Raw genomic sequence first — 20,856 nt, 5'->3', positions numbered from 1 at the left:
CCTTAAAACACTGGTTGCACGGAACCGTGTTTCACCTCTACAGGTTGGACACTATGCAGACAAGATTTCCGGGGCTGACAAGCTATGACCTCCAATCAGGATGAGGGCCGCAAGGAAGCGATTGAGAAGCAGATCGACGAAAATCTCAAGCGTGTTTATGAACAAAGTATTCAGGAAAAGATCCCCGACCGATTTCTAGACTTGCTCAAGAAGCTTAAAGACCAGAAATAGCGGTGTTTTAATGGATGACAATGGCCCGACCGATCCGCGGGACGAGTTGGTCGAACATCTGCCTGCGCTGCGGGCCTTCGCGCTGTCCCTGACACGTGAAAGCGCGACGGCAGACGATCTGGTGCAGGACACCATCGTCAAGGCATGGACAAATATCGATAAATTTCAAAGCGGCACGAATTTACGCGCCTGGTTGTTCACAATTTTGCGAAATACCTTCTATTCGGGGCTGCGGCGAACCCGGCGCGAGGTCAGCGACAGCGATGGCCATCTTGCAGCGCGACAGGCTATTCGGCCCGAACATGACGGCAGGCTAGCGCTGAAAGATTTTCGTACCGCGTTCGAACGGTTGCCCGCCGAACAGCGCGAGGCACTGATTCTGGTCGGCGCTTCCGGCTTTTCCTATGAAGAGGCGGCGGCGATGACCGGGGTTGCCATCGGGACGGTCAAATCCCGCGCCAATCGTGGCAGGCGGAAACTGGCCGAACTGCTGATGCTGGAGGAGAACGAGGAATTGGAGATTACTGATCCTGCAACGCTGGCCGTGATGGCTGCAAACCGGCCTGTTCGGCGCTGAAACTGAGCCGTGCTGAGGCGATTTTGGGCACCGCTGGGCTTTACACGGGGGCTAGGGTTCCGCCTTGGCGGCCTGTTGTCGGTGGCGATCCTGCCGATCGGCCTACTGTCGCTGGCCGAGAACCTTCACCTGTCGCGGCAGGCTGAACGCAGCGCCGAGCTTGCGCTGATGGGGCGCACAGCCTCTGCCGCCGCCGGAGAACGCGCCTTGCTGCAAAGCGCGCTTGGATCCGCCGATGCCCTTGGCCCGGCCGTATTGGAAACGATGCAGCGGCCCGACCTTTGTTCCGATCTGATGCGCAATTTCACACAGCGCAGCGCCACCTATATCTTTGCGGCCTTTGTTCCGCTGAACGGCGTCAGTGACTGTAATTCCGCGCCGCAACAGCCCGCCGATTTTCGTGAATCCCCCGGACACAAGAACTTTGCGCAGGAACAAGGCACAATGGTTGCGGCGGTGGATCACAGCATTTACAGCGGGCGGCCCGTGGTCGAGGTGATGCAGCCGCTGTACCGCGATCAGGAACTGCTGGGCTATATCACCGTCGCGCTGACCGATGAATTGCTGCGTTCGACCCATACGACCGGGCTGGGAACCGAGGGCGCGCGGATTGTCACCTTCAATCACCGGGGTGAAATTCTGACGGCAGACAATGCCGGGATCAGCGATCCGGCCAGCATCCTGCCGCAAGGGACCGAGCTTGGCGCCCTGCTGTCCCGTAACGAGACGACATTTCGCGACAGATCCAACTCTGGCGAAACGCGTGTGTTTTCCGTCGTTCCGGTGATTCCCGGTCTTGTCTATGCCGTCGGAAGCTGGAGCCCCAAGATTGCCGGGGTTGGTCTGCTGAAACTGTCGCGCCTGGGCGCGGTGATGTTTCCGGTGACGCTGTGGCTGGTGACGCTGGCCGTGGCCTATTTCGCGGTGTTTCGGCTGGTACTGCGCCATATTTCCGAATTGCGCGGCCAGATGCGCCGTTTTGCCATCGGAAACCGCCGCCATCCGCCGCCGGTCCTGACCGATGCCCCGACCGAGATCGCGGATGTCAGCCAGACCTTGCACAACATGGCCCGCATCCTGATCCGCGACGAGGTCGCGATGGAGGCCGCCGTTGGTGAAAAGACCATCCTGCTGAAAGAGGTTCACCACCGCGTCAAGAACAACCTGCAACTGATTGCCTCGATCATCAACATGCAAAGCCGGATGCTGGATGACCCCGAGGCGCGGCGCGTCCTGCGATCCATTCAGGACAGGGTCGCGGCCCTGGCCACCATTTATCGCAACCTCTATCAGGCCGAGCATCTGGATTCGGTGCAGGCCGACCGGCTGATTGGCGAGATCATCAACCAGATGATCAACGCCTCGGTAGGGCCAGGATCGCGGCTGCGGGTCGATACCCGGCTTGCGCCGCTGGTGCTGCAACCCGATCAGGCGGTTCCCCTGTCGCTGCTGGCGACCGAAGCTTTCACAAACGCGCTGAAATATGCCGGAATCGCGCCGGGCGAGGATGCGCCCTGGGTGCGGGTGACGCTGGCCGATAGGGGTGGCGGGCGCGGGGTGCTGGAAATCGTCAACTCGATTGGTACGGGCAACCCGCTCACCGAAGGCACCGGACTGGGCAGCCAGTTGATCGAGGCGTTTTCCATCCAGCTTGAGGGCGAATCTCAATCCGGTATCGACGGCCACACGTTTTTCCTGCGGCTGCCGTTCCGCGTCGAGCCGCCGCCGTACCGCGACAGCGACGACCAGCGCAGCGTGGTTCTGACTTCGGCGGCGCGCGACGGCTCGCATCACTGAGGCTTTGCCGCCACGGCGGTACAATCCTTGCGCGCGACGCAGGCAGAGACTTGCGCAAGTTTGCATCCGGTCTATTTTGGGGGAATGCAGAGCAAGGGCGATTACAATCTGACAACTGGTGCTGGACTGGTCGCCTGTCCACGATGCGACGCGCTCTATATCGAGGAAGAGCTGGCTGCGGGCGAAACCGCGAGTTGTCTGCGCTGTAATACTGTACTGGCACGTCCGAAAGGAGGCGCATTCATCCAGTTGATCGCCCTGTCCTTCGCGTCTATCGTGCTGCTTCTGGGTGCTGTATTCTTTCCGTTTCTTGAAATCTCCCGCATGGGATTCGGTCACGCGACCTCGCTGTTCGGGGTCGCCCTGTCCTTCGCGCATGGCGTGTTGCTGCCGCTGGTGATTGCGCTGATGGCGGTGGTGATCGGGTTGCCGGTTCTGCGGGCCTTTCTGCTGGTTTATACACTGGCTCCGCTGGCCAAGGGCGCCCGCCCGCGCCGCCACGCCGCCACTGCCTTTCGTTGGTCCGAGGAATTGCGCCCGTGGTCCATGGCCGAAATTTTCGTGATCGGCACCGTAGTCGCGCTGGTCAAGATCGCGGGCATGGCGAATATCCACCTTGGCCCGGCCTTCTGGGCCTTTTGTGCGCTGTTGCTGGTCAATCTCGCCTCGCACAGCTTCATGTGCCAGACGACGATCTGGGATGCGATCGAGGATGGCGGCGGCAAGACTGACGGGCGTGAAATGGTCGAGGCCCCAAAAAAATGAGCGGAGAGCTGAATCCAAAGGGCAGTCATGGCGTGGTCATGACGGCGCATCGGGCGGGATTGCTGGGATGCCGCGGCTGCGGTCGTGTCTGGCCGCAGGATCAGCACCGCTGCAAGCGCTGCGGTGCGCGGCTGTCTCCGCCGAACCGGCGCGGGCTTCAGGCTGTCTGGGCGTGGTGGATCGCCGGGCTGATCATGTATATTCCCGCCAATCTGTATCCGATGATGGCCACCAAGACGCTTGGCGGTCTGGGCGGCACCGGGGAACACACGATCATCGAAGGCGTGATCGAACTGATCCATTACGGCAGCTATGACATCGCGGCTGTGGTTTTTGTGGCCTCGGTCGTGGTGCCCGTCGCGAAATTTCTGGTCATCGCCTGGCTGGCCATGGTTGCCGGACGCCCCGCCACTGCCGATCAGTCGCATATCCGCCTGCATCTGTTCGAAGCCGTCGAGTTCATTGGTCGCTGGTCGATGATTGACGTCTTTGTCGTCGCCATCACCTCGGCGCTGGTTCAGCTTGGCTTTGTCGCCTCGATCAGACCCGGACCCGCCGCCGTCTGCTTTGCGCTGTCGGTCGCCTTTACCATGCTTTCCGCCCAAAGCTTCGATCCCCGTCTGATCTGGCGTGGCCTGCCGCTGCGCAACAAGGATGATGACGACTGACTGCCACCCCACGAACAGATGAGCAAAGCGTCATGAGTGACACCTCACCGCCACAGATGAAGCCGGCGAAACCGGCTCGGAAAACCGCAGCGACGGCGGCCCGGTTCAGTATCAGTTTGGTCTGGATCGTTCCAATCATGGCGCTTCTGGTGACTTTGGCGGTTGCCTGGACCAGCTATGCCAATCGCGGATCGCTGATCGAGGTCGAATTTGCTGATGCGACGGGCATCAATCCGGGTGAAACGGCGCTGCGGTTTCGCGATGTGACCGTCGGGCAGGTCGAGGCGGTGAACTTTACCCCCGATCTTCGCAGGGTCGTGCTGAAGGTCCGCGTGGACAAGGAGGTCGAGAAATATATCGATTCCGACGCGTCGTTCTGGATCGTCCGGCCCCAGGTGACGGCGCAGGGGGTGACGCGGCTGGATACGGTTCTGACCGGGTCGTTCATCGAGGGAAGCTGGGATTCCGAAATCGCCGAGGCAAAAACCCATTTCGTCGGGCTGGAGCGTCCCCCACTGATTCGTGCCGGCGAGGCCGGGACATGGATCACCCTGTCGATGGATAGCGCCAGCGGCCTGAACGAAGGCGCGCCGATCCTGTATCGCGGCGTCAATGTCGGGCGGCTGGAAAATATCCGCCTGTCGGCTGACGAAAGCTCGGTTATCGCCGATGCATTGGTCGAATCTCCGCATGATCAGCGCCTGACGACCCGCACCGTGTTTTGGGACACTTCGGGCTTTTCGCTGTCGCTTGGCGCGTCGGGCCTGTCTTTCAACGTGGATTCCATGGTTTCGCTGCTGCAAGGCGGCATTGCCTTTGAAACGCTGGTTAGCGGTGGTCAGCCCATCGAGGCCGGGCATCTTTACGCCATCCAGCCGGACGAGGCAGCGGCCCACAACAATATCTTCGCCGCCGATCCGGGCAGCGAATTGCGCCTGACCGCACTTGTAGAAAACTCGGTGCGCGGTCTGGAAAAGGGCGCGGATGTGCAGTTTCAGGGGCTCAGCGTCGGCGAAGTCAGCCGGCTTGCCGTGCGAGTCGAGGATGCGCAGGACGGGCTGTCGCCCGAAGTGCTGCAAGAGGTCAGCATCGCGATCGCGCCGGGCCGTCTGGGCCTTGCGCCCGACGCGACCAAAGAGGATGCGCTGGCGTTCCTGCAACAGCAGGTCGGCAATGGGCTGCGCGCGCGCGTTGCCAGCACGGGCTTTCTGGGCACTTCGATGATGATCGAACTGGTCGAAATCCCCGACGCGCCCGCAGCCGAAATCGCCATGGACGCCCTGCCCTACCCGATCATTCCCTCGGTCGCCTCGGAAACGACGGATTTTACACAGACCGCCGAAGGGCTGATGACCCGGATCGGGGAACTGCCGCTTGAGGAAACGCTGAAATCCGCGTCCGAGATGATCAGCGGACTGTCCGCCCTGGTCAATTCGCCCGACACGCGCGCGATTCCCGGCAGCACGCGGCAAATGCTTGACGACGCACAATCGACACTAAGCGATGTTCGGCAGATGGTTCAGGAACTGCGCGATACAGGCGCGGCGGATAATGTGGGCGCAACGTTGGCCTCGGCCCGCGAACTGACGGCCAAGCTGGATGTCGCCGCCGAAAAACTGCCCGATCTGATGGACGGACTGCGCAAGACCTCGGATTCCATCGGTCAGGTCGATTTCGCCGGAATCGGCGATCAGACCAAGGGGATCATCGGCGATGTCCGCGCGATGCTTGGCACGCAGGATGCCGCCGAATTGCCGCGCAACCTGTCAGACACGTTGAAGGCGGCGTCGGGGCTGTTGAATGAATTGCGCGACGGGAATGCCGCTGGCAGTCTGAACAACGCGTTGAATGCCGCCTCTGTCGCGGCGGATGAAATCGCCAGCGCCGCACGCGACCTGCCCGGCCTGATCCAGCGGTTGCAGGCAACTGCGGTCCGCGCCGATGCATTGCTGTCATCTTACGGCGAACGCTCGGATTTCAACAACGAAGCCATCAACATGCTGCGCGAAGTCCGGCGGGCATCCGCCTCGGTCGGCGCGCTTGCGCGGATGGTCGAACGCAACCCGCGCGCCTTCATTATGGGACGGTAACACGATGACACTACGCTTTTCCGCAGCAATGGTTCTGGGCGCACTGGCGCTGGCGGGCTGTTCGGATCCCGAAAAGACCAGCCGTTTCCTGATTGATCCGCCTGCCGCGCCCGTCCAGGTTCCCAACCGCATCGGCTCGGCCGAGCTGAAGGACGTGTCCCTGCCCGAATACGCGTCCGATCAAGAGGTCAAGTGGCAGACGGCCGATGGCGCCGTCCGTTCGAACCCTGAAAACCTGTGGGCCGACAATCCGCAGCGCGGCTTTACCATGGCACTGGCGCGAGAAATCTCGAACGTGTCGGGCGCGACCGTGATCGGAGAGCCTTGGCCCCTGGCCGAGCCCCCTGCCCGCGTGCTTGAGGTTCGGGTGGAAAAGGCGCTGGCGCAGGCCGACGGCGTTTATCGGCTGACCGGGCGCTATTTCGTGTCTGACGCTGGTGCCGGCGGCATGAACCATGCCCGGATCTTTGACATTTCGGTGCCAATGGCCACCGCAGGCAGCCCGGCGGCCATTGCAGGCGCGCAATCGGCGGCGATCACCCAGCTTGCCCAGCAAATCGCGACCCTGTCCGGTCCGGGGCGCACGATCACGACGCAGAAGGTCGCCGATCCCTATGGGCTTGAACCGCTGATGTGATGTTTCGGGGCGCGCGCCATTGTGATGGCCCGCGCCTCTTTCCTATCCCAGCCTGAAATCGCGGACATGGCCGGGTACCGCCACGCCGTCCGGATTGCGCGGATCCGGAATTGGCGTGCCGATCCGCGTGGTGACGGGGATGACCCCGGCCCAGATTGGCAGGATGTAATCATCTTCCTCGTCATTCGGGCCGCCACTGCGGATCTTGGCGCTGCCTTCCTCGATCTTCAGGCCCAGTAATGTTGTCGCCTTCAGATCCTGCGGCGTGTCGGGGCGCAGCCCGGCATAGCGGCCCGGAAACAGCCCATCGACAAACCGCGTCAGTTTGACCAGCTTTTCCGCAGGATCCCCTACCCGGAAAGCCGTGCCGAATAATGTGACCGATCGCGAATTGACCGAGTGGTGAAACCCCGAACGCGCCAGAACGAATCCGTCAAGGATCGAGACGCTGAGGCATACCTCGGCGTCGCGCCCCGCCCGCAGCGCGTGGCTGGCCGATGAGCCGTGCCAATAGACGTGATCACCCTCGCGCCATTGCAGGGTTGGTGTGACATAGGGCTTGCCCTCGATCACATAACCGACCGAGCAAAGCGGCTGCGCGTCCAGAATGGCGTAGATGGTGGCCCGGTCGAAATGCCCGCGTGGATGTGAACGGCGCAGGCGGGAACGGTTGGTAATGGCAAGGCTGTCGGTCATGGGATGGCTCGGGTCAAGGGCTTGATGGCTGATGGTTAAGGCGGTATTGGACATGGTTCTATGGCCAATACCGGAAAAAAATATCAGTCCAATCTGGATGCCGCGCTGCTGGCTCTGGTGCTGGACCGGGCATCGGACCGCCCGCTGCATCTGCAATTGTCCGGGGCATTGCGCGCGCTGGTCCTGACTGGTCGCTTTGGTGACGAAAGGCTGCCTGCCAGCCGCGTTCTGGCCGCAGAACTTGGCGTGTCGCGCATGACCGTCACTTCGGCCTATGACCAGTTGATCGCCGAGGGCTATCTGACCGCACGGCGGGGCGATGGCACCTATATCGCCGCGCATTTGCCGCATCTGGTGGCCCCCGCGCCCCGGCCCGCCGCCGTCCGGCAAAGCGTCAGGCCCTTCATGCCGTTTCACCCCGGCATCCCCGATCTGGCGGATTTCCCGCATCGCATCTGGGCGCGGCATCTGGAACGGGCGTGGCAAGCGCCCCAGACGCAATTGCAGGGTCAGGCCGACCCTTTTGGCTGGCCTGCATTGCGCATAGCCATCGCGGCGCATCTGGCCGCATGGCGCGGGCTGGAATGCGTGCCTGAACAGGTGGTGATTACCGGCGGCGCGTGGGACGGTTTTGACATCCTGCGCGGACTCGGGGCGCTGCGCGGGCACGGGCTGGCACTGGAAGATCCCGGCTGGCCAACCCTGTACCGGCTGATCGAACGGGCCGGGCTGACTCCGGTTCCGCTGCGAATCGATGCCAGCGGTTTCTGCCCGGCGCATATCCCGCAGGGCATCGCCACGGCGATTGTCACCCCCTCGCGGCACTATCCGACCGGCATCGCCATGCCCCTGACCCGCCGGTTGGCTCTGCTGCACTGGGCCGAGGCGACCGGTGGATTGATTGTCGAGGATGATTACGACAGCGAATTTCGCTATCAGGGCCAGCCCCTGCCCTCGCTTGCCGGGCTGGATGGGCTGCGGCGGGTGGTTTATATGGGCAGCTTTTCGAAACTGCTCAGCCCTGGCCTGCGCATTGGCTATCTGGTCCTGCCCGAGGCGCATCTGGCCCCCGCGCGGGATTATCTGTCTGTCACGGGCGCGCGCGCCTCTTTGATACCGCAACCGGCGCTGGCCCGGTTCATGGAAAGCGGCGAGTTTGCCACCCATTTGCGTCGCATGCGCCGCACCTATGCCCGCCGTCAGGCATGGCTGTTGCAGGGACTTGCGCCGGTTGCCGATCTTCTGGACCTGGCCCCTGACGCGGCGGGGATGCATCTGTGCGTCCCCTTGCGTCCGGCGATGCCCGCCACCGACCAGCAGATCAGCGCATGCGCCGCCGCGCAGGGCCTGACCCTGCGCGCGCTGTCGGCCCATGCAAGACTGCCGGACCCGCCGCAGGCCCTGCTGCTGGGCTATGCCGCTTTTGCCGAAAGGCACCTGACAGACGCTGCCAGAACGCTGATCCGGATCCTGCGTCAGGCCAGCGGCTGATTCCAAAGCAGTTCGGGCCGCGTGACCCTGTTTACCGTTGGGCCTGCGCCTGTGCGCCAAGACTTAGCGTTTCGACCAGACCCGCGATTTCGGATCTGAGCGCGTCCAGAGGCACGCCGACGAAACGCCCCTCCAATGCCAGAAGAACAATGCCATGCACGGCGGCAAAGGTCGTTCGTGCGCGCAGTTCCAGTGCGGCGGGATCAAGATCAGGGCGAAGCTGCGCCAGATATGGGGCAATCTCTTGCAGCAGAACAGCGTGATCCATCCTGTGCCAGTCGGGAACCGTTCGACCGGCAGAGGGGCGATGTTCAAACAGCGCCAGCCACAGGTTGCGTTTTTCCATGGCAAAGCTGGCATAGGTGGCCGCAAGCGCCTGCAAACTGTTCCTTGGATCTTGTCCGCTTTTTGTCAGGGCGGCTTGCAGGGCCTGCCCAAGCTGCTTTAGCGTACGCGAATTGACGTGAAAGATCAGCAGATCCAGATCCTCGACCACGTTATACAGCGCGCCAAGGGCACATCCCGCCTTGGCCGTCACCGTTCGCACCTTCAGACCGGCCAGCCCGTGGGCGGCGATTTCCTGTTCGGCGGCGTCGATCAGCCTTGCTTTCAGCGCGGCCCGTTTTTCGTCTTTGTCAGTTGCCATGGCTTCCACGATTATTTTTTTTGAACAGTGTTCATTTTTTTCTTGAACAACGTTCACGATTGCTGCATACAGCCTTCATGAACGGTGTTCATAGCAATGGAGTTGACCGTGTTCAAGATGATGACGACCTTGATCCGTGGCCGCAGCCACGATGTCGCCGAAGCTTTCACCGATGCGAACGCGCTGGCCATCCTGCGCCAGCAGTTGCGCGATGCTGCGGATGGGCTGGAGCGCGCGAAACGTGGCGTCGCGGTGGTCATGGCCTATGCCGAACGCGAAAGGAAATCCGCTGCGCGCATCGCCGGTCAGCTTGTCGATCTGGAAACCCGCGCCATGGATGCGCTGCGCAAGGGACGTGACGATCTGGCGACCGAAGCCGCCTCTGCCATTGCCGATCTGGAGGCCGAGCGCAGCGCGACCGAGCGATCCATCGCCCATTACAGCAGCGAAATCACCCGCCTTCGCGAACATGTCAGTCTGGCGGAACAGCGCCTGCGCACACTTCAGCGCGGCAAGCGTATCGCAGATGCCGCCCAGCATACCTCAAAGCTGCGCGGAACCATGCCGGACGGTGTCATCGCCTCGCTGAAGGAAGCCGAGGCAACGCTGGAACGCCTTGAAAGCCGCCAGTCGCACGCTGATGAGGTCGAGATTGCCATGGTCGAACTAAGCCATGCCAGCAGCGCCGAGGCGACGTCGGCCCGGCTGGCCGCCGCAGGCTGCGGTGCCCCGCTGCGCGATCAGGCGGCCGAGGTTCTGGCGCGACTGCGCGTCCGGGCAGACGCGGCCGGACAAGGCTGAGACAACCCCGACCTGATCCTGTTCCCGTCACCCGCCGGGCAGTATCTGCAAACGGCGTAACATTGACCCTGCAAAATCCGGCCCATGGCCGACCCATTCAAGGAGAAAACCAATGGAATCCTATACCCCGAAAGTCTCGAACGCCTGGAACGCCTTTACCTATTTCATGTTCGTTGTCGCCGTGATCATGATGGCCGGCGGTATCTGGTCGCTGGAGGCAAGCTTTACTGCAAAGGGCTATTACGCGATGTCCGCGCTGATGCTGGTCTATGCGACCGCAGGCATTTCGAAGGCGCTGCGCGACCGCGAGGAAGGCCACCGGCTTTACAACAAACTTGAAGACGCCCGGACCGAGCGTTTGCTGGCCGAAGTCTCTGGTCAGGATGACTGACCAGAATATGCGGGAAGGCCACCAGCCATCCCGCATGTCCGTCACCCGGCCCTGCAAAATGCCGCCGCGCCTTTTTGCGCGGCGGCCTCAGCTATTGGCGACGATCACCCGCGTGCCCCACTCTGCGCATTTCCGCATCAATTCGTCGGGCAGGGGCTGGTCCACGAACACGCTGTCCAGCCGTGCCAGCGAGGTGATGCGCATCGGAGCCGAGCGTGCCATCTTGCTGATATCGGTGACAAGGAATGTCCGGCGCGCAAGGCTGGCTATGGCGCGGCTGACGCGGATCTCGGCCAGGTCGAAATCCAGCAATTCGCCATCCGCATCCAGCGCCGAGGTTCCGATGATTGCGAAATCGGGTTTGAACTGGGCCATGAACTCGGTCGTCAGATCTCCGACCAGCCCCCCGTCCAGACGGCGCAGCGCGCCGCCCGCCACCATGATTTCGCAGCTTTCATTGGCCACAAGAATATTCGCGACGTTCATGTTGTTGGTGATCACCGTCAGGTTGCGGTGGTTCAGCAATTCGCGGGCAACGGCCTCGGTCGTGGTGCCAAGATTCAGCATGACCGACGAATTGTCGGGGATTTCCGCCGCACAGGCCCGCGCGATGGCGGCCTTGGCGTCCTGATTCATGCGGCGCCGGTCCTGATAGCCGATATTGCTGACACCGGGGCGCATGACCGCGCCGCCATGCACGCGATCCAGCATGCCCTGACCGGCAAGCTCGCCCAGATCGCGACGGATGGTTTGCAGCGTGACATCGAAACGACCGGCCAGATCCTCGACCCCGACGCGACCAGCGGCGCGGGCCAGTTCAAGGATTTCCATCTGGCGGATATTCATTATGCCGGGCCTCTAAGGTTTCGCTTTACGAAAAGGCGACACGCGAATTTTGTCAAGACGCGCATATTCGCAAATTTACGAAAATCCAAGTTGACAGAATCGAAGGCGATGTGATCCTCTGCACGACGGATTCGAGGGGCGCATGTCGGAAATCACGGATATTTTCATCATCGGAGGCGGCATTAACGGCTGCGGCATCGCCCGCGATGCCGCAGGGCGCGGGCTGTCGGTGCGGCTGGCCGAGATGGGGGATCTGGCGCAGGCGACCAGTTCGAAATCGACCAAGCTGTTTCATGGCGGGTTGCGCTATCTTGAGTATCTGGAAATCCGGCTGGTCCGCGAGGCGCTGAAGGAACGCGAGGTGCTGCTGCGCGCCATGCCGCATATCGCCCGGCCCATGCGTTTTGTCCTGCCGCTGGACCCCCGGATGACCTTTGAATCGCACACGCCGGTCAGCCGGGTGCTGGGCTGGCTGATGCCGTGGAATCGTGGGCATCGCCCGGATTTTCTGATCCGGGCGGGGCTGTTTCTGTATGATCATCTGGGCGGGCGGCGGCTTTTGCCGGGAACAGCCAGCCTGTCGCTGCGCGGCACGCCCGAGGGTGCGCCGTTGCAGGACCGGCTGAAAAATGCCTATGAATACAGCGACTGTCAGGTGGACGATGCGCGGCTGGTGGCGCTGAACGCGCGTGATGCGGCGGCGCGCGGGGCGGATATTCTGGTCGGGGCGCAGGTGGTCAGCGCCGCGCGCGAGGGTGGGCTGTGGCAGATTGCGCTGGCAGACGGGCGCAGCTTTCAGGCGCGGGCGCTGGTCAATGCCGGGGGGCCATGGGTCGGGCAGGTGATCCGGGACGTGGCGCATCTGCCCTCGACCCAGACGGTGCGGTTGGTCCGGGGCAGCCATATCGTCGTGCCGCGCCTTTACGATCACGACAAGGCCTATTTCTTTCAGGGCCATGACGGGCGGATCATATTTGCGATCCCTTTTCAGGACGATTTCACCCTGATCGGCACGACAGATCAGGACCACAAGGGCGATCCGCTGGCCGCCGAATGCACGCCCTGCGAACAGCAGTATCTGTGCGATTTCGCGTCGGGATATTTCACCCGCCCGGTGAAACGCGATCAGATCCTGTGGACCTATTCGGGGGTACGACCGCTTTATGACGATGGAGCGACATCGGCCACTGCGGCGACGCGCGACTATGTGTTGTCGCTGGATCGGAACGGGCCGCCCTGCCTGAATGTCTTTGGCGGCAAGATCACCACCTACCGGCGGCTGGCAGAACAGGCGGTGGACAAGCTTGTGCCCGACCGCGGGCGGCCATGGACGGCGGGGGTGCCCCTGCCCGGCGGGGATTTCCCGGTTGACGGGGTTGCGGCGCTGATCAACGATCTGCGCCGACGGTACGCGTTTCTGGATCAGGCATGGGCGACGCGGCTGGTCAGGGCCTATGGCACCGATGCCGCGTATATACTGGGCGATGCGCGGCAGGCGGGGGATCTGGGCCGCGATTTCGGCGCGACCCTGACCGAAGCCGAGCTGCGCTGGCTGATGACGCGTGAATTTGCCCGCAGCGCCGAAGATGTCGTCTGGCGGCGCAGCAAACTGGGGCTGCGGATGACGCAGAACCAGATTGTTGCATTGGGGGCATGGATGGCCACGGCGCATGACGACAGGAGAAGCGGAACATGACAATTCTGGCGATGGATCAGGGAACGACCTCGTCGCGGGCGTTGATCTTCAGCGACGATTTGCAGGTGCTTGCCAGCGCGCAGGCCGAGTTTCCGCAGCATTTTCCGCGCTCGGGCTGGGTCGAACACGATCCCGACGACATCTGGATGACAAGCGCCGCGACGGCGCGTGCGGCGATTGAAAAGGCCGGAAACCCGCGCATCGACGCGATTGGCATCACCAATCAGCGCGAAACTGTGCTGATCTGGGATCGCGCCACCGGCCAGCCGATCCATCGCGCGATCGTCTGGCAGGACCGGCGCACCGCCGACATATGTGCCCGACTGCGCGATCAGGGGGTCGAGGAGCAGGTTTCGGCGACCACCGGGTTGCTTCTGGACCCCTATTTCAGTGCGACCAAGATCGGATGGATGCTGGACCATGTCGAAGGTGCGCGGGCGCGGGCCGAGGCGGGCGAACTGGCCTTTGGCACTGTCGATACCTTCCTGATATGGAAGCTGACGGGCGGGCGGGCGCATGTCACCGACGCTACCAATGCCGCACGGACCATGCTGTACGATATTGGCCGGGGCGAATGGTCGGACGACATGTGCCGGCTGTTCGGCGTGCCGCGCGCCCTGCTGCCCGAGGTGCGCGACTGCGCCTCGGATTTCGGGATGACGCGGGCTGACCTGTTCGGGCGCGAAATCCCTGTCCTTGGCGTTGCGGGTGATCAGCAGGCGGCGGCGGTCGGGCAGGCCTGTTTCGCGCCCGGCATGATGAAATCGACCTATGGCACGGGCTGTTTCGCGCTGCTGAACACGGGTGACAGGCCAGTGCGGTCGGAAAACCGGTTGCTGACCACCATTGCCTGGCAGCTTGACGGCAAGCCCGCCTACGCGCTTGAGGGCAGCATTTTCATCGCCGGGGCGGTGGTGCAGTGGCTGCGTGACGGGATGCGGCTGATCCGCGAGGCGTCCGAGACAGCCGAACTGGCTGCCCGCGCCGATGACAGCCAGCAGGTAATCATGGTTCCCGCCTTTACCGGCCTTGGCGCTCCATATTGGCGGCCCGAGGCGCGGGGCGCGGTCTTTGGCCTGACGCGGAACACCGGCCCGGCGGAATTTGCGCGCGCCGCGCTGGAAAGCGTTGGCTTCCAGACCTGCGACCTGCTGGAGGCGATGCGCGCCGACTGGCCCGATGCGGGCGATGCGGTCCTGCGCGTCGATGGCGGCATGACTGCCAGCGAACCCGCGATGCAATTCGTGGCCGATATTCTGGGTGCGCCCGTGGATCGTCCTGTGAACACCGAAACCACTGCGCAGGGGGCCGCATGGCTGGCGGGTTATCGCGCGGGGCTGTGCCCCGGCCCTGACGAATATGCGCGCACATGGCGACTGGACCGCCGTTTCACCCCGCAAATGCTGGATGAAACGCGTCAGCGGCGCTATGCTGACTGGCAACGGGCGGTTCACGCCGTGATGACGGTCTGACGCGCGGCACCATATTCCACCTGCCGCAGTTTTCCCCTATGATCGGGAAAAACATAAGAGGGCAGGATGAACAGGTTTCTGAAACTCGCCATCATCGGGCTTGTAGCCTCGTGCGGCGGGGGCAGCTACAAGGCGCCGCGCAATCTGGACAATGCCTGCGCATTGGCTGCCGAACGCCCTGCCTATTTTCGCGCCATGAAGAACACCGAACGCCGCTGGGGCGTGCCGGTGCATGTGCAGATGGCGATTCTGCATCAGGAATCGAAATTCGTGGGCGATGCGCGCACCCCGCATCAATACGCACTTGGGGTCATTCCCATCGGTCGCCAAAGCAGCGCCTATGGCTATAGTCAGGCGCTGGATGGCACATGGGAGGAATACCAGAAGGAAACCGGCAATCGCCGTGCGCGCCGCAACAATATCAAGGACGCGACCGATTTCATGGGCTGGTATATCGACGGCACGACGGCGCGGCTGGGGATTCCGAAATGGGACGCTCCGGCGCAGTATCTGGCCTATCACGAAGGGCGGGGCGGCTATGCGCGCGGCAGCTATCGCGGCAAAAGCTGGCTGATGCGGGTTGCCGGTCAGGTGGGCAACCGCGCGCAGATGTACCGCCAGCAACTGATTGCCTGCCGCAAGGGGTGATGGCGACCCTTGCCAAGCGCGCCGATCCGCGCAGTTATAGGTTTGCGTGGTATTGGGGTAAGGCATGGATCAACAGGAACAACGTCTGCAACAGGTGGCGGCGGAACAGCCGGAATTTGCCTTGCATCTGGGGGCGCGGCTGATTTCCGCCTCGGCCGAGCGGGTCGAGATGGAAATGCCGGTCACGCCGGTTCTGGCCAATCGCAACGGCGTGTTGCATGGCGGCGCGATCATGGGGCTGGCCGACAATGTCGGCGGGACTGCGACGTCGCTGAACCTGCCTCAGGGGATGACCACCACCACCATGGAAAGCAAGACCAATTTTCTGCGCCCGATTCGCATTGGCGACACCGCCCGCGCGATCTGTACGCCACTGCACAGGGGCCGGACCACGCAGATCTGGCAGACCACGGTGCTGAGGGGCGACGGCAAGGTGGCAGCGATCGTCACCCAGACCCAGCTTGTGCTGGAATGGAAGGGTTAGGCGCGATGTATACGGTAATCGGCACAACCCAAAGTCGTACGATGCGCGTGCTGTGGATGCTTGAGGAACTGGGCGAGCCCTATACACATGTCGCCGCGACACCCCGCAGCGACGGCGTGGTGCAGTTCAACCCGGCGGGCAAGGTGCCGGTGCTGATCGACGACGGCACCCCGATCACCGATTCGACCGCCATCCTGACCTATCTGGCCGACCGCCATGGCAAGCTGACCTATCCCGCCGGGACGCTGGAACGCGCACGTCAGGACAGTCTGACCCAGTTCCTGCTGGACGAATTTGACGCGGCCTTGTGGCTTGCCGCCCGGCACAGCTTTATCCTGCCCGAAGAGATGCGGATGGGCGCGATCAAGAACACCCTGCGATGGGAATTTGAACGCAGCCAAAAGACCCTGATTCATCGGATGGGCGGCGGAGAATACGTCATGGGCGACCGCATGACCGTTCCGGATTTCATCCTGACGCATTGCCTTGGCTGGGCCCTGACCGCGCGTTTTCCAATCATTGAGGCCGCTCTTTCCGACTATCTGGACCGGATGCGCAAACGGCCCGCTTGGCAAAAGGTTGCCACTCTCTAGACCTTTTTGTCCTCTTTTCTGGAATTGTCAGGGCGCAAGCCGTAAGTACGGCGCGTGTTTAACGATTTCGGCGTTCGGCTGCGGCTGACGTCAAGGGGTGTAATCAGTGGCTGTTATCCGTACCAAATCCGTTTTTGATCAGCGCGACTTCAATCTTGCCGATGCTTTCCGGTCCGCCCGGGACGAAACGCTGTTTGGCGAAGCCCAGGCCAGGATCTATGGCCGTGGCTATGAGGATGTCTATGTCTTCGAATGGACGCGCGGCAAGGACGAGGTCCGGGCGATGGCCGTGCTGGGCGAAGGTATGGAGGACAACAAGAAATCTGGCGCTGTGACGGGCGGCACGATCCAGATGATCTCGGATTTCCGGGTTGACGATGGCAAGCTGCAAGAGGGCTGGATGATCGGCCAGCTTGGTCTGTCTGTCGATCAGGTGACGGCGGCGGCGAAAAGCAAGGGCAGGGCAGACGACGTGCAACTGACCCAGCAACTGTTTGCGGGCGATGACAAATTCCTGCTGGGGGCCGGGCCGAATTTCGCGAATGGCGGGCAGGGCCATGACCTGCTGCGCGGCGGTGCCTCGGATGACACCCTGATCGGCGGCGAGGGGCGCGATACGCTGCAAGGGCGCGGTGGTGATGACCTGCTGCGGCTGGATGGCGGTAATGACCTGATCATCGGCGGCGACGGCCGCGACATGCTTGCCGCCTCGGGCAGCCATGCCGTACGGGTCGATCTGGCGGTGACGGGCCGTCAGAAGACCGGACTGGGCAATGACCGCATCACCGGAGTCGAGGATCTGCGCGGCGCGAATGGCAACGACACGCTGCGCGGCGACGACAAGAATAACATGCTGCAGGGTCAGTCTGGCAATGACTTTCTGAACGGGCGCGGCGGCAATGACGTGCTGGTCGCCGGGGCGGGCAGGGATGTTCTGACCGGCGGTGCGGGAAAGGATCAGTTCGTGTTCAACGCCAAGACCTTGGCCGGGACCAGCGCGAAAGCCGATGTGATCACCGATTTCCGCTCGGGCGTTGATCGGATCCGTATCCGGGACACGGATGCCGATTTCGCGACGGGCGGCAAGCCTGGCGGTGACGGCCCCGAATTGACCGTTCAGCGCATCGACAAGGCGGGAACGGATAACGACCGCACCATCGTCAGGCTGGATAACGACGGCGACGGCAATGTGGACGGCTATCTTCGCCTTGTCGGGCTGCACAACCTGACCGCAGAGGATTTCCTGCTGTAACCCGCTATCCGATCGGTTTCAGCATCAGGGCCAGCGCGGCCAGATCGTCCGCACCCTGAGTTTCCAGCAGTCTTTCAAGCTGCCGGAACCGGGCCAGAACCTCTCGGCCCGCATCGGTCAGGTCCGCGCCTCCGCCGCCCGATCCGCCGCGACTTCGTGCAACCACTGGCTGCGCGAAGGCTGTGTTCATTTCCTCGACCAGCGACCAGGCGCGCTTGTAGCTCATGCCCATCTCGCGCCCGGCGGCACTGATCGAGCCCCGCGCCGCGATCAGTTCCAGCAGCATCGCCTTGCCGGGCCCAAGAACCAGCGGCGTGTCATATTCAAGTCGCAGCTTCAGCCGCGTGGCGGGAATCCTGTCCATGCGCCGACTATCGCCCCAGATGGCGCCGCGCCGCAAGGCCGCTTTGTGCCGTAACGGAATTGCGGCAAAGCGGCGATCCGGCGTTGCGGTGTGCGTATTGGGGGCTAAGCTGCGCGGCGAGTCCCGGAACCCGTATATCCAAGGAGAAACCGATGGCCGAGAATGAAATCGTCATCCTGTCGGGCGCACGCACCGCTATTGGCACCTTTGGCGGCAGCCTGGCGGGTGTGACCCCGATTCAGCTTGCCACCGCCGTCACCAAGGCTGCAATCGAGCGCGCTGGCCTCAGGCCCGACCAGGTCGGTCATGTGGTCTTTGGCCATGTGATCAACACCGAACCCCGCGACTGCTATGTCAGCCGCGTGGCCATGCTGGATGCCGGAGTGCCGGATACCACGCCCGCCATGAACGTGAACCGGTTGTGCGGATCGGGCGCACAGGCCATCGTCTCGGCGGCTCAGTCGCTGATTTTGGGCGACGCGGATTTTGCCGTCGCGGGCGGCGCTGAAAGCATGAGCCGCGCGCCCTATGCCGTGACGTCGGCGCGTTTCGGCGCGAAGATGGGCGACCAGAAGATGCTGGACATGCTGACTGGCGCACTGAACTGCCCGATGGGTACCGGCCATATGGGTATCACCGCCGAAAACGTCGCCGCCGAACATGGCATCACCCGCGAAGAGCAGGACGCATTCGCGCTGGAATCGCAACGGCGTGCGGCGGCGGCCATTGCGGCGGGGCATTTCAAGGATCAGATCATCCCTATCGAGGTCAAGTCCCGCAAGGGCATGGTCGCCTTTGACACGGACGAGCATCTTAAAGCGACCAGCGCCGAGCAGCTTGCCGCGCTGAAGCCGGTGTTCAAGAAGGACGGCACGGTCACGGCGGGCAATGCCAGCGGCCTGAACGACGGCGCGGCGGCGCTGGTGCTGGCGCGGGCCGATGCAGCAGCGGCGGCAGGACTCAAGCCGCGCGCGCGCATTCTGGGCTATGCCGTGGCCGGTGTACGCCCCGAGGTGATGGGCATCGGCCCTATTCCGGCGATCGAGAAGCTGCTGGAAAAGACCGGCCTCAAGGCCAGCGATTTCGACGTGATCGAATCGAACGAGGCCTTTGCCGCGCAGGCCCTGGCCGTGAACAAGAGCCTTGGGCTGGACCCGGCAAAGGTGAACCCGAATGGCGGCGCGATCGCCATGGGTCATCCGGTCGGTGCCACCGGTGCCATCGTCACCGTCAAGACGCTGTACGAGCTTGAGCGGACCGGTGGCAGCAAGGGCCTGATCACCATGTGCATCGGCGGCGGTCAGGGCATTGCCATCGCCATCGAGCGGATCTGACACCGCATCGCGGGGCGTCTTTGGTGTTATGAGGCATCGCCGCTGATTTGCGTCCCGCGGTGGCCGGGGGGATAGCATCCCCCGGACCCCCTGCATAAGCCTGCGGCGGGGTGCCTGTTGGCGGGCCTTTGGCGTTTTGATCTGCCGGGTGCGCGGTTTGCCATTCACAGACTGACTGCGCGCCGAAGGCGCGCGCGCGGCCGGGCGGCAGCGCGCGGTTCGGGCTTTGCCCGAACCGCACCCCCCCTTCCGTTTACCCAACACCTGCCCGGCAGGGTGCTTGCGGCGATGACGGGCGAGCAGCTTTGGCTGGTTCTCTGTTGCGGCTTTTGGCCCTGAGCCTGTTGTAATCGGCGAAGAACATCCCTGAAACCGGACAAGACGGCCTGACCTTGGGCGGGGTTTCCACTGGTCGGACGGCTTTTGTTGACCAGAGACAAAATTAGTAGTTAAACTACTTAAACACACCGGAGAAGCGGCGTTATGGCGGGATACGCAAGGGATATACGCGGGATTCCAGATAAAAAGGTAGTTTTCGTACATTCAAGCGCTATGCGGAAAGGCCCTCAGGGCGCGCTGTCAGAGGGGGAACATCATGGGACATCAACAGATCTTCGGCGATGCCTTTGCGGGCCGGACGGTCATGCTGTCGGGCGGAACCGGCGGGATCGGGCTGGCGCTGGCGCAGGGCTTTGCCGATTGTGGCGCGACCGTCATAGCCTCGGGCGGATCCGGGGCGCGGGTGGCCGAGGCGCAGCAGCATGTGAGGCCGAACCTGACATTCGAGCAACTTGACGTGCGCGACAACGATGCCGTCCGGGAACGATTCGCGCGGCTTGGCGAACTGGATGTGTTGGTGAACTGTCAGGGCATTGCGAGGCCCGATGACGAATGGACCGAAGAGACATTCCTCGACGTGATGGACATCAACCTTAACAGCGCGATGCGGCTGGCGCGGGCGGCCCATCCGGGGCTGAGGGCGCGGGGCGGGAATATCGTGAATGTGGCATCCATGCTGTCCTATCTGGCCGATCCGACAGTGCCTTCATATACTGCCTCGAAAACCGGGATCATGGGGCTGACGCGGGCGCTGGCGCATCAATGGGGGGCTGACGGCATCCGTGTGAACGCCATCGCACCGGGTTATCACAAGACGCTGATGACCAAACCGCTTTGGTCCGACCCCGAAGCCGCCGAAAGGATCGCGCAGCGGGCGGCGGCGAAACGCTGGGGCACAACCGGGGATCTGGTGGGGCCGACGCTGTTTCTGGCCTCGGACGCGGCGGCGTTCGTCACTGGCGCGGTGCTGCCCGTGGATGGCGGCTATCACACTGGCTGAGCCGCCAGCACCATCGCAGAACATTCAACAGAGGAGGA

At 62.9% G+C, this 20,856-nt stretch carries 22 protein-coding genes; 18 read left to right on the top strand and 4 right to left on the bottom strand.

Annotation, left to right across the window (positions count from 1 at the left end):
- Window positions 1-84 precede the first annotated feature (84 nt).
- From ACK5L9_RS00515 to ACK5L9_RS00485, 7 genes are all read left to right on the top strand, one after another.
- Entirely contained in the window at window positions 85-231 is a 147-nt protein-coding gene (locus ACK5L9_RS00515) for a NepR family anti-sigma factor (RefSeq protein ID WP_416909491.1), read from the top strand.
- 10 nt (window positions 232-241) lie between these two features.
- The gene (locus tag ACK5L9_RS00510; RefSeq protein WP_416909490.1) at window positions 242-808 is read left to right on the top strand and encodes an RNA polymerase sigma factor; all 567 of its coding nucleotides are present in this window, start codon (window positions 242-244) and stop codon (window positions 806-808) included.
- 9 nt (window positions 809-817) lie between these two features.
- Complete coding sequence (locus ACK5L9_RS00505) at window positions 818-2,605, top strand: sensor histidine kinase (RefSeq protein ID WP_416909489.1); 1,788 nt, start codon at window positions 818-820, stop codon at window positions 2,603-2,605.
- Between the two features lie 84 nt (window positions 2,606-2,689).
- Window positions 2,690-3,370 (top strand): paraquat-inducible protein A, encoded by a 681-nt coding sequence (locus ACK5L9_RS00500; protein ID WP_416909488.1) that lies wholly within the window; start codon window positions 2,690-2,692, stop codon window positions 3,368-3,370.
- Window positions 3,367-4,038, top strand: a complete 672-nt coding sequence (locus ACK5L9_RS00495) for a paraquat-inducible protein A (protein WP_416909487.1) — start codon at window positions 3,367-3,369, stop codon at window positions 4,036-4,038. Before ACK5L9_RS00500 ends, ACK5L9_RS00495 begins: the two co-directional genes overlap by 4 nt.
- A gap of 137 nt (window positions 4,039-4,175) precedes the next feature.
- The gene (locus tag ACK5L9_RS00490; RefSeq protein ID WP_416909486.1) at window positions 4,176-6,128 is read left to right on the top strand and encodes an intermembrane transport protein PqiB; all 1,953 of its coding nucleotides are present in this window, start codon (window positions 4,176-4,178) and stop codon (window positions 6,126-6,128) included.
- Between the two features lie 4 nt (window positions 6,129-6,132).
- Window positions 6,133-6,765 carry a PqiC family protein gene (locus ACK5L9_RS00485; protein ID WP_416909485.1) on the top strand — a complete coding sequence of 211 codons (633 nt, stop codon included), beginning with the start codon at window positions 6,133-6,135 and terminating at the stop codon, window positions 6,763-6,765.
- Window positions 6,766-6,807: 42 nt separating this feature from the next.
- On the opposite strand, the gene ACK5L9_RS00480 is transcribed toward ACK5L9_RS00485, so the two are convergent.
- Window positions 6,808-7,461 (bottom strand): pyridoxamine 5'-phosphate oxidase family protein, encoded by a 654-nt coding sequence (locus ACK5L9_RS00480; protein ID WP_416909484.1) that lies wholly within the window; start codon window positions 7,459-7,461, stop codon window positions 6,808-6,810.
- A gap of 60 nt (window positions 7,462-7,521) precedes the next feature.
- On the opposite strand from ACK5L9_RS00480, the gene ACK5L9_RS00475 reads away from it, so the two are divergent.
- Entirely contained in the window at window positions 7,522-8,952 is a 1,431-nt protein-coding gene (locus ACK5L9_RS00475) for a PLP-dependent aminotransferase family protein (RefSeq protein WP_416909483.1), read from the top strand.
- A 31-nt stretch (window positions 8,953-8,983) separates the two neighbouring features.
- Here ACK5L9_RS00475 and ACK5L9_RS00470 read toward each other — a convergent pair whose 3' ends face one another.
- Window positions 8,984-9,598, bottom strand: coding sequence for a TetR/AcrR family transcriptional regulator (locus ACK5L9_RS00470; protein ID WP_416909482.1), 615 nt, complete (start codon window positions 9,596-9,598; stop codon window positions 8,984-8,986).
- Between the two features lie 117 nt (window positions 9,599-9,715).
- Between ACK5L9_RS00470 and ACK5L9_RS00465 the strand changes: the two genes are divergently transcribed.
- Window positions 9,716-10,399: a PspA/IM30 family protein gene (locus tag ACK5L9_RS00465; protein WP_416909500.1), complete on the top strand. Its 684-nt coding sequence runs from the start codon at window positions 9,716-9,718 to the stop codon at window positions 10,397-10,399.
- 112 nt (window positions 10,400-10,511) lie between these two features.
- Complete coding sequence (locus ACK5L9_RS00460) at window positions 10,512-10,790, top strand: YiaA/YiaB family inner membrane protein (protein ID WP_416909481.1); 279 nt, start codon at window positions 10,512-10,514, stop codon at window positions 10,788-10,790.
- 87 nt (window positions 10,791-10,877) lie between these two features.
- Here the strand turns inward: ACK5L9_RS00460 and ACK5L9_RS00455 are convergent, their stop codons facing one another.
- Complete coding sequence (locus ACK5L9_RS00455) at window positions 10,878-11,636, bottom strand: DeoR/GlpR family DNA-binding transcription regulator (protein WP_416909480.1); 759 nt, start codon at window positions 11,634-11,636, stop codon at window positions 10,878-10,880.
- 142 nt (window positions 11,637-11,778) lie between these two features.
- Between ACK5L9_RS00455 and glpD the strand changes: the two genes are divergently transcribed.
- From glpD to ACK5L9_RS00425, 6 genes are all read left to right on the top strand, one after another.
- The gene (gene glpD / locus ACK5L9_RS00450) at window positions 11,779-13,332 is read left to right on the top strand and encodes a glycerol-3-phosphate dehydrogenase (RefSeq protein WP_416909479.1); all 1,554 of its coding nucleotides are present in this window, start codon (window positions 11,779-11,781) and stop codon (window positions 13,330-13,332) included.
- Window positions 13,329-14,804, top strand: a complete 1,476-nt coding sequence (glpK, locus tag ACK5L9_RS00445) for a glycerol kinase GlpK (RefSeq protein ID WP_416909478.1) — start codon at window positions 13,329-13,331, stop codon at window positions 14,802-14,804. The genes glpD and glpK overlap by 4 nt, the downstream gene beginning before the upstream one ends.
- 66 nt (window positions 14,805-14,870) lie before the next feature.
- Window positions 14,871-15,452, top strand: a complete 582-nt coding sequence (locus tag ACK5L9_RS00440) for a transglycosylase SLT domain-containing protein (protein ID WP_416909477.1) — start codon at window positions 14,871-14,873, stop codon at window positions 15,450-15,452.
- A 64-nt stretch (window positions 15,453-15,516) separates the two neighbouring features.
- Window positions 15,517-15,936, top strand: a complete 420-nt coding sequence (locus ACK5L9_RS00435; RefSeq protein WP_416909476.1) for a PaaI family thioesterase — start codon at window positions 15,517-15,519, stop codon at window positions 15,934-15,936.
- Window positions 15,937-15,941: 5 nt separating this feature from the next.
- Window positions 15,942-16,529 carry a glutathione S-transferase family protein gene (locus ACK5L9_RS00430; protein WP_416909475.1) on the top strand — a complete coding sequence of 196 codons (588 nt, stop codon included), beginning with the start codon at window positions 15,942-15,944 and terminating at the stop codon, window positions 16,527-16,529.
- 106 nt (window positions 16,530-16,635) lie between these two features.
- Window positions 16,636-17,781: a calcium-binding protein gene (locus tag ACK5L9_RS00425; protein ID WP_416909474.1), complete on the top strand. Its 1,146-nt coding sequence runs from the start codon at window positions 16,636-16,638 to the stop codon at window positions 17,779-17,781.
- A gap of 4 nt (window positions 17,782-17,785) precedes the next feature.
- Here ACK5L9_RS00425 and ACK5L9_RS00420 read toward each other — a convergent pair whose 3' ends face one another.
- Window positions 17,786-18,145 (bottom strand): winged helix-turn-helix domain-containing protein, encoded by a 360-nt coding sequence (locus tag ACK5L9_RS00420; protein ID WP_416909473.1) that lies wholly within the window; start codon window positions 18,143-18,145, stop codon window positions 17,786-17,788.
- Between the two features lie 152 nt (window positions 18,146-18,297).
- Here ACK5L9_RS00420 and ACK5L9_RS00415 point away from each other — a divergent pair, with 152 nt between their 5' ends.
- Both ACK5L9_RS00415 and ACK5L9_RS00410 read left to right on the top strand, forming a co-directional pair.
- Entirely contained in the window at window positions 18,298-19,479 is a 1,182-nt protein-coding gene (locus ACK5L9_RS00415; RefSeq protein ID WP_416909472.1) for an acetyl-CoA C-acyltransferase family protein, read from the top strand.
- A gap of 595 nt (window positions 19,480-20,074) precedes the next feature.
- Window positions 20,075-20,818 (top strand): SDR family NAD(P)-dependent oxidoreductase, encoded by a 744-nt coding sequence (locus ACK5L9_RS00410; RefSeq protein WP_416909471.1) that lies wholly within the window; start codon window positions 20,075-20,077, stop codon window positions 20,816-20,818.
- Window positions 20,819-20,856: the final 38 nt, after the last annotated feature.

Origin of the sequence: Paracoccus sp. (in: a-proteobacteria), assembly GCF_047973135.1 — a bacterium.
Taxonomy (GTDB): Bacteria; Pseudomonadota; Alphaproteobacteria; order Rhodobacterales; family Rhodobacteraceae; genus Paracoccus.
This window is presented reverse-complemented; position numbering and strand designations above follow the sequence as displayed.

Coding starts and splice junctions, on each gene's coding strand:
- ACK5L9_RS00515 (WP_416909491.1), top strand. CDS start 85: ATGACCTCCAATCAGGATGAGGGCCGCAAGGAAGCGATTGAGAAGCAG.
- ACK5L9_RS00510 (WP_416909490.1), top strand. CDS start 242: ATGGATGACAATGGCCCGACCGATCCGCGGGACGAGTTGGTCGAACAT.
- ACK5L9_RS00500 (WP_416909488.1), top strand. CDS start 2,690: ATGCAGAGCAAGGGCGATTACAATCTGACAACTGGTGCTGGACTGGTC.
- ACK5L9_RS00495 (WP_416909487.1), top strand. CDS start 3,367: ATGAGCGGAGAGCTGAATCCAAAGGGCAGTCATGGCGTGGTCATGACG.
- ACK5L9_RS00490 (WP_416909486.1), top strand. CDS start 4,176: ATGGCGCTTCTGGTGACTTTGGCGGTTGCCTGGACCAGCTATGCCAAT.
- ACK5L9_RS00485 (WP_416909485.1), top strand. CDS start 6,133: ATGACACTACGCTTTTCCGCAGCAATGGTTCTGGGCGCACTGGCGCTG.
- ACK5L9_RS00480 (WP_416909484.1), bottom strand. CDS start 7,461: ATGACCGACAGCCTTGCCATTACCAACCGTTCCCGCCTGCGCCGTTCA.
- ACK5L9_RS00475 (WP_416909483.1), top strand. CDS start 7,522: ATGGCCAATACCGGAAAAAAATATCAGTCCAATCTGGATGCCGCGCTG.
- ACK5L9_RS00470 (WP_416909482.1), bottom strand. CDS start 9,598: ATGGCAACTGACAAAGACGAAAAACGGGCCGCGCTGAAAGCAAGGCTG.
- ACK5L9_RS00465 (WP_416909500.1), top strand. CDS start 9,716: ATGATGACGACCTTGATCCGTGGCCGCAGCCACGATGTCGCCGAAGCT.
- ACK5L9_RS00460 (WP_416909481.1), top strand. CDS start 10,512: ATGGAATCCTATACCCCGAAAGTCTCGAACGCCTGGAACGCCTTTACC.
- ACK5L9_RS00455 (WP_416909480.1), bottom strand. CDS start 11,636: ATGAATATCCGCCAGATGGAAATCCTTGAACTGGCCCGCGCCGCTGGT.
- glpD (WP_416909479.1), top strand. CDS start 11,779: ATGTCGGAAATCACGGATATTTTCATCATCGGAGGCGGCATTAACGGC.
- glpK (WP_416909478.1), top strand. CDS start 13,329: ATGACAATTCTGGCGATGGATCAGGGAACGACCTCGTCGCGGGCGTTG.
- ACK5L9_RS00440 (WP_416909477.1), top strand. CDS start 14,871: ATGAACAGGTTTCTGAAACTCGCCATCATCGGGCTTGTAGCCTCGTGC.
- ACK5L9_RS00435 (WP_416909476.1), top strand. CDS start 15,517: ATGGATCAACAGGAACAACGTCTGCAACAGGTGGCGGCGGAACAGCCG.
- ACK5L9_RS00430 (WP_416909475.1), top strand. CDS start 15,942: ATGTATACGGTAATCGGCACAACCCAAAGTCGTACGATGCGCGTGCTG.
- ACK5L9_RS00420 (WP_416909473.1), bottom strand. CDS start 18,145: ATGGACAGGATTCCCGCCACGCGGCTGAAGCTGCGACTTGAATATGAC.
- ACK5L9_RS00415 (WP_416909472.1), top strand. CDS start 18,298: ATGGCCGAGAATGAAATCGTCATCCTGTCGGGCGCACGCACCGCTATT.
- ACK5L9_RS00410 (WP_416909471.1), top strand. CDS start 20,075: ATGGGACATCAACAGATCTTCGGCGATGCCTTTGCGGGCCGGACGGTC.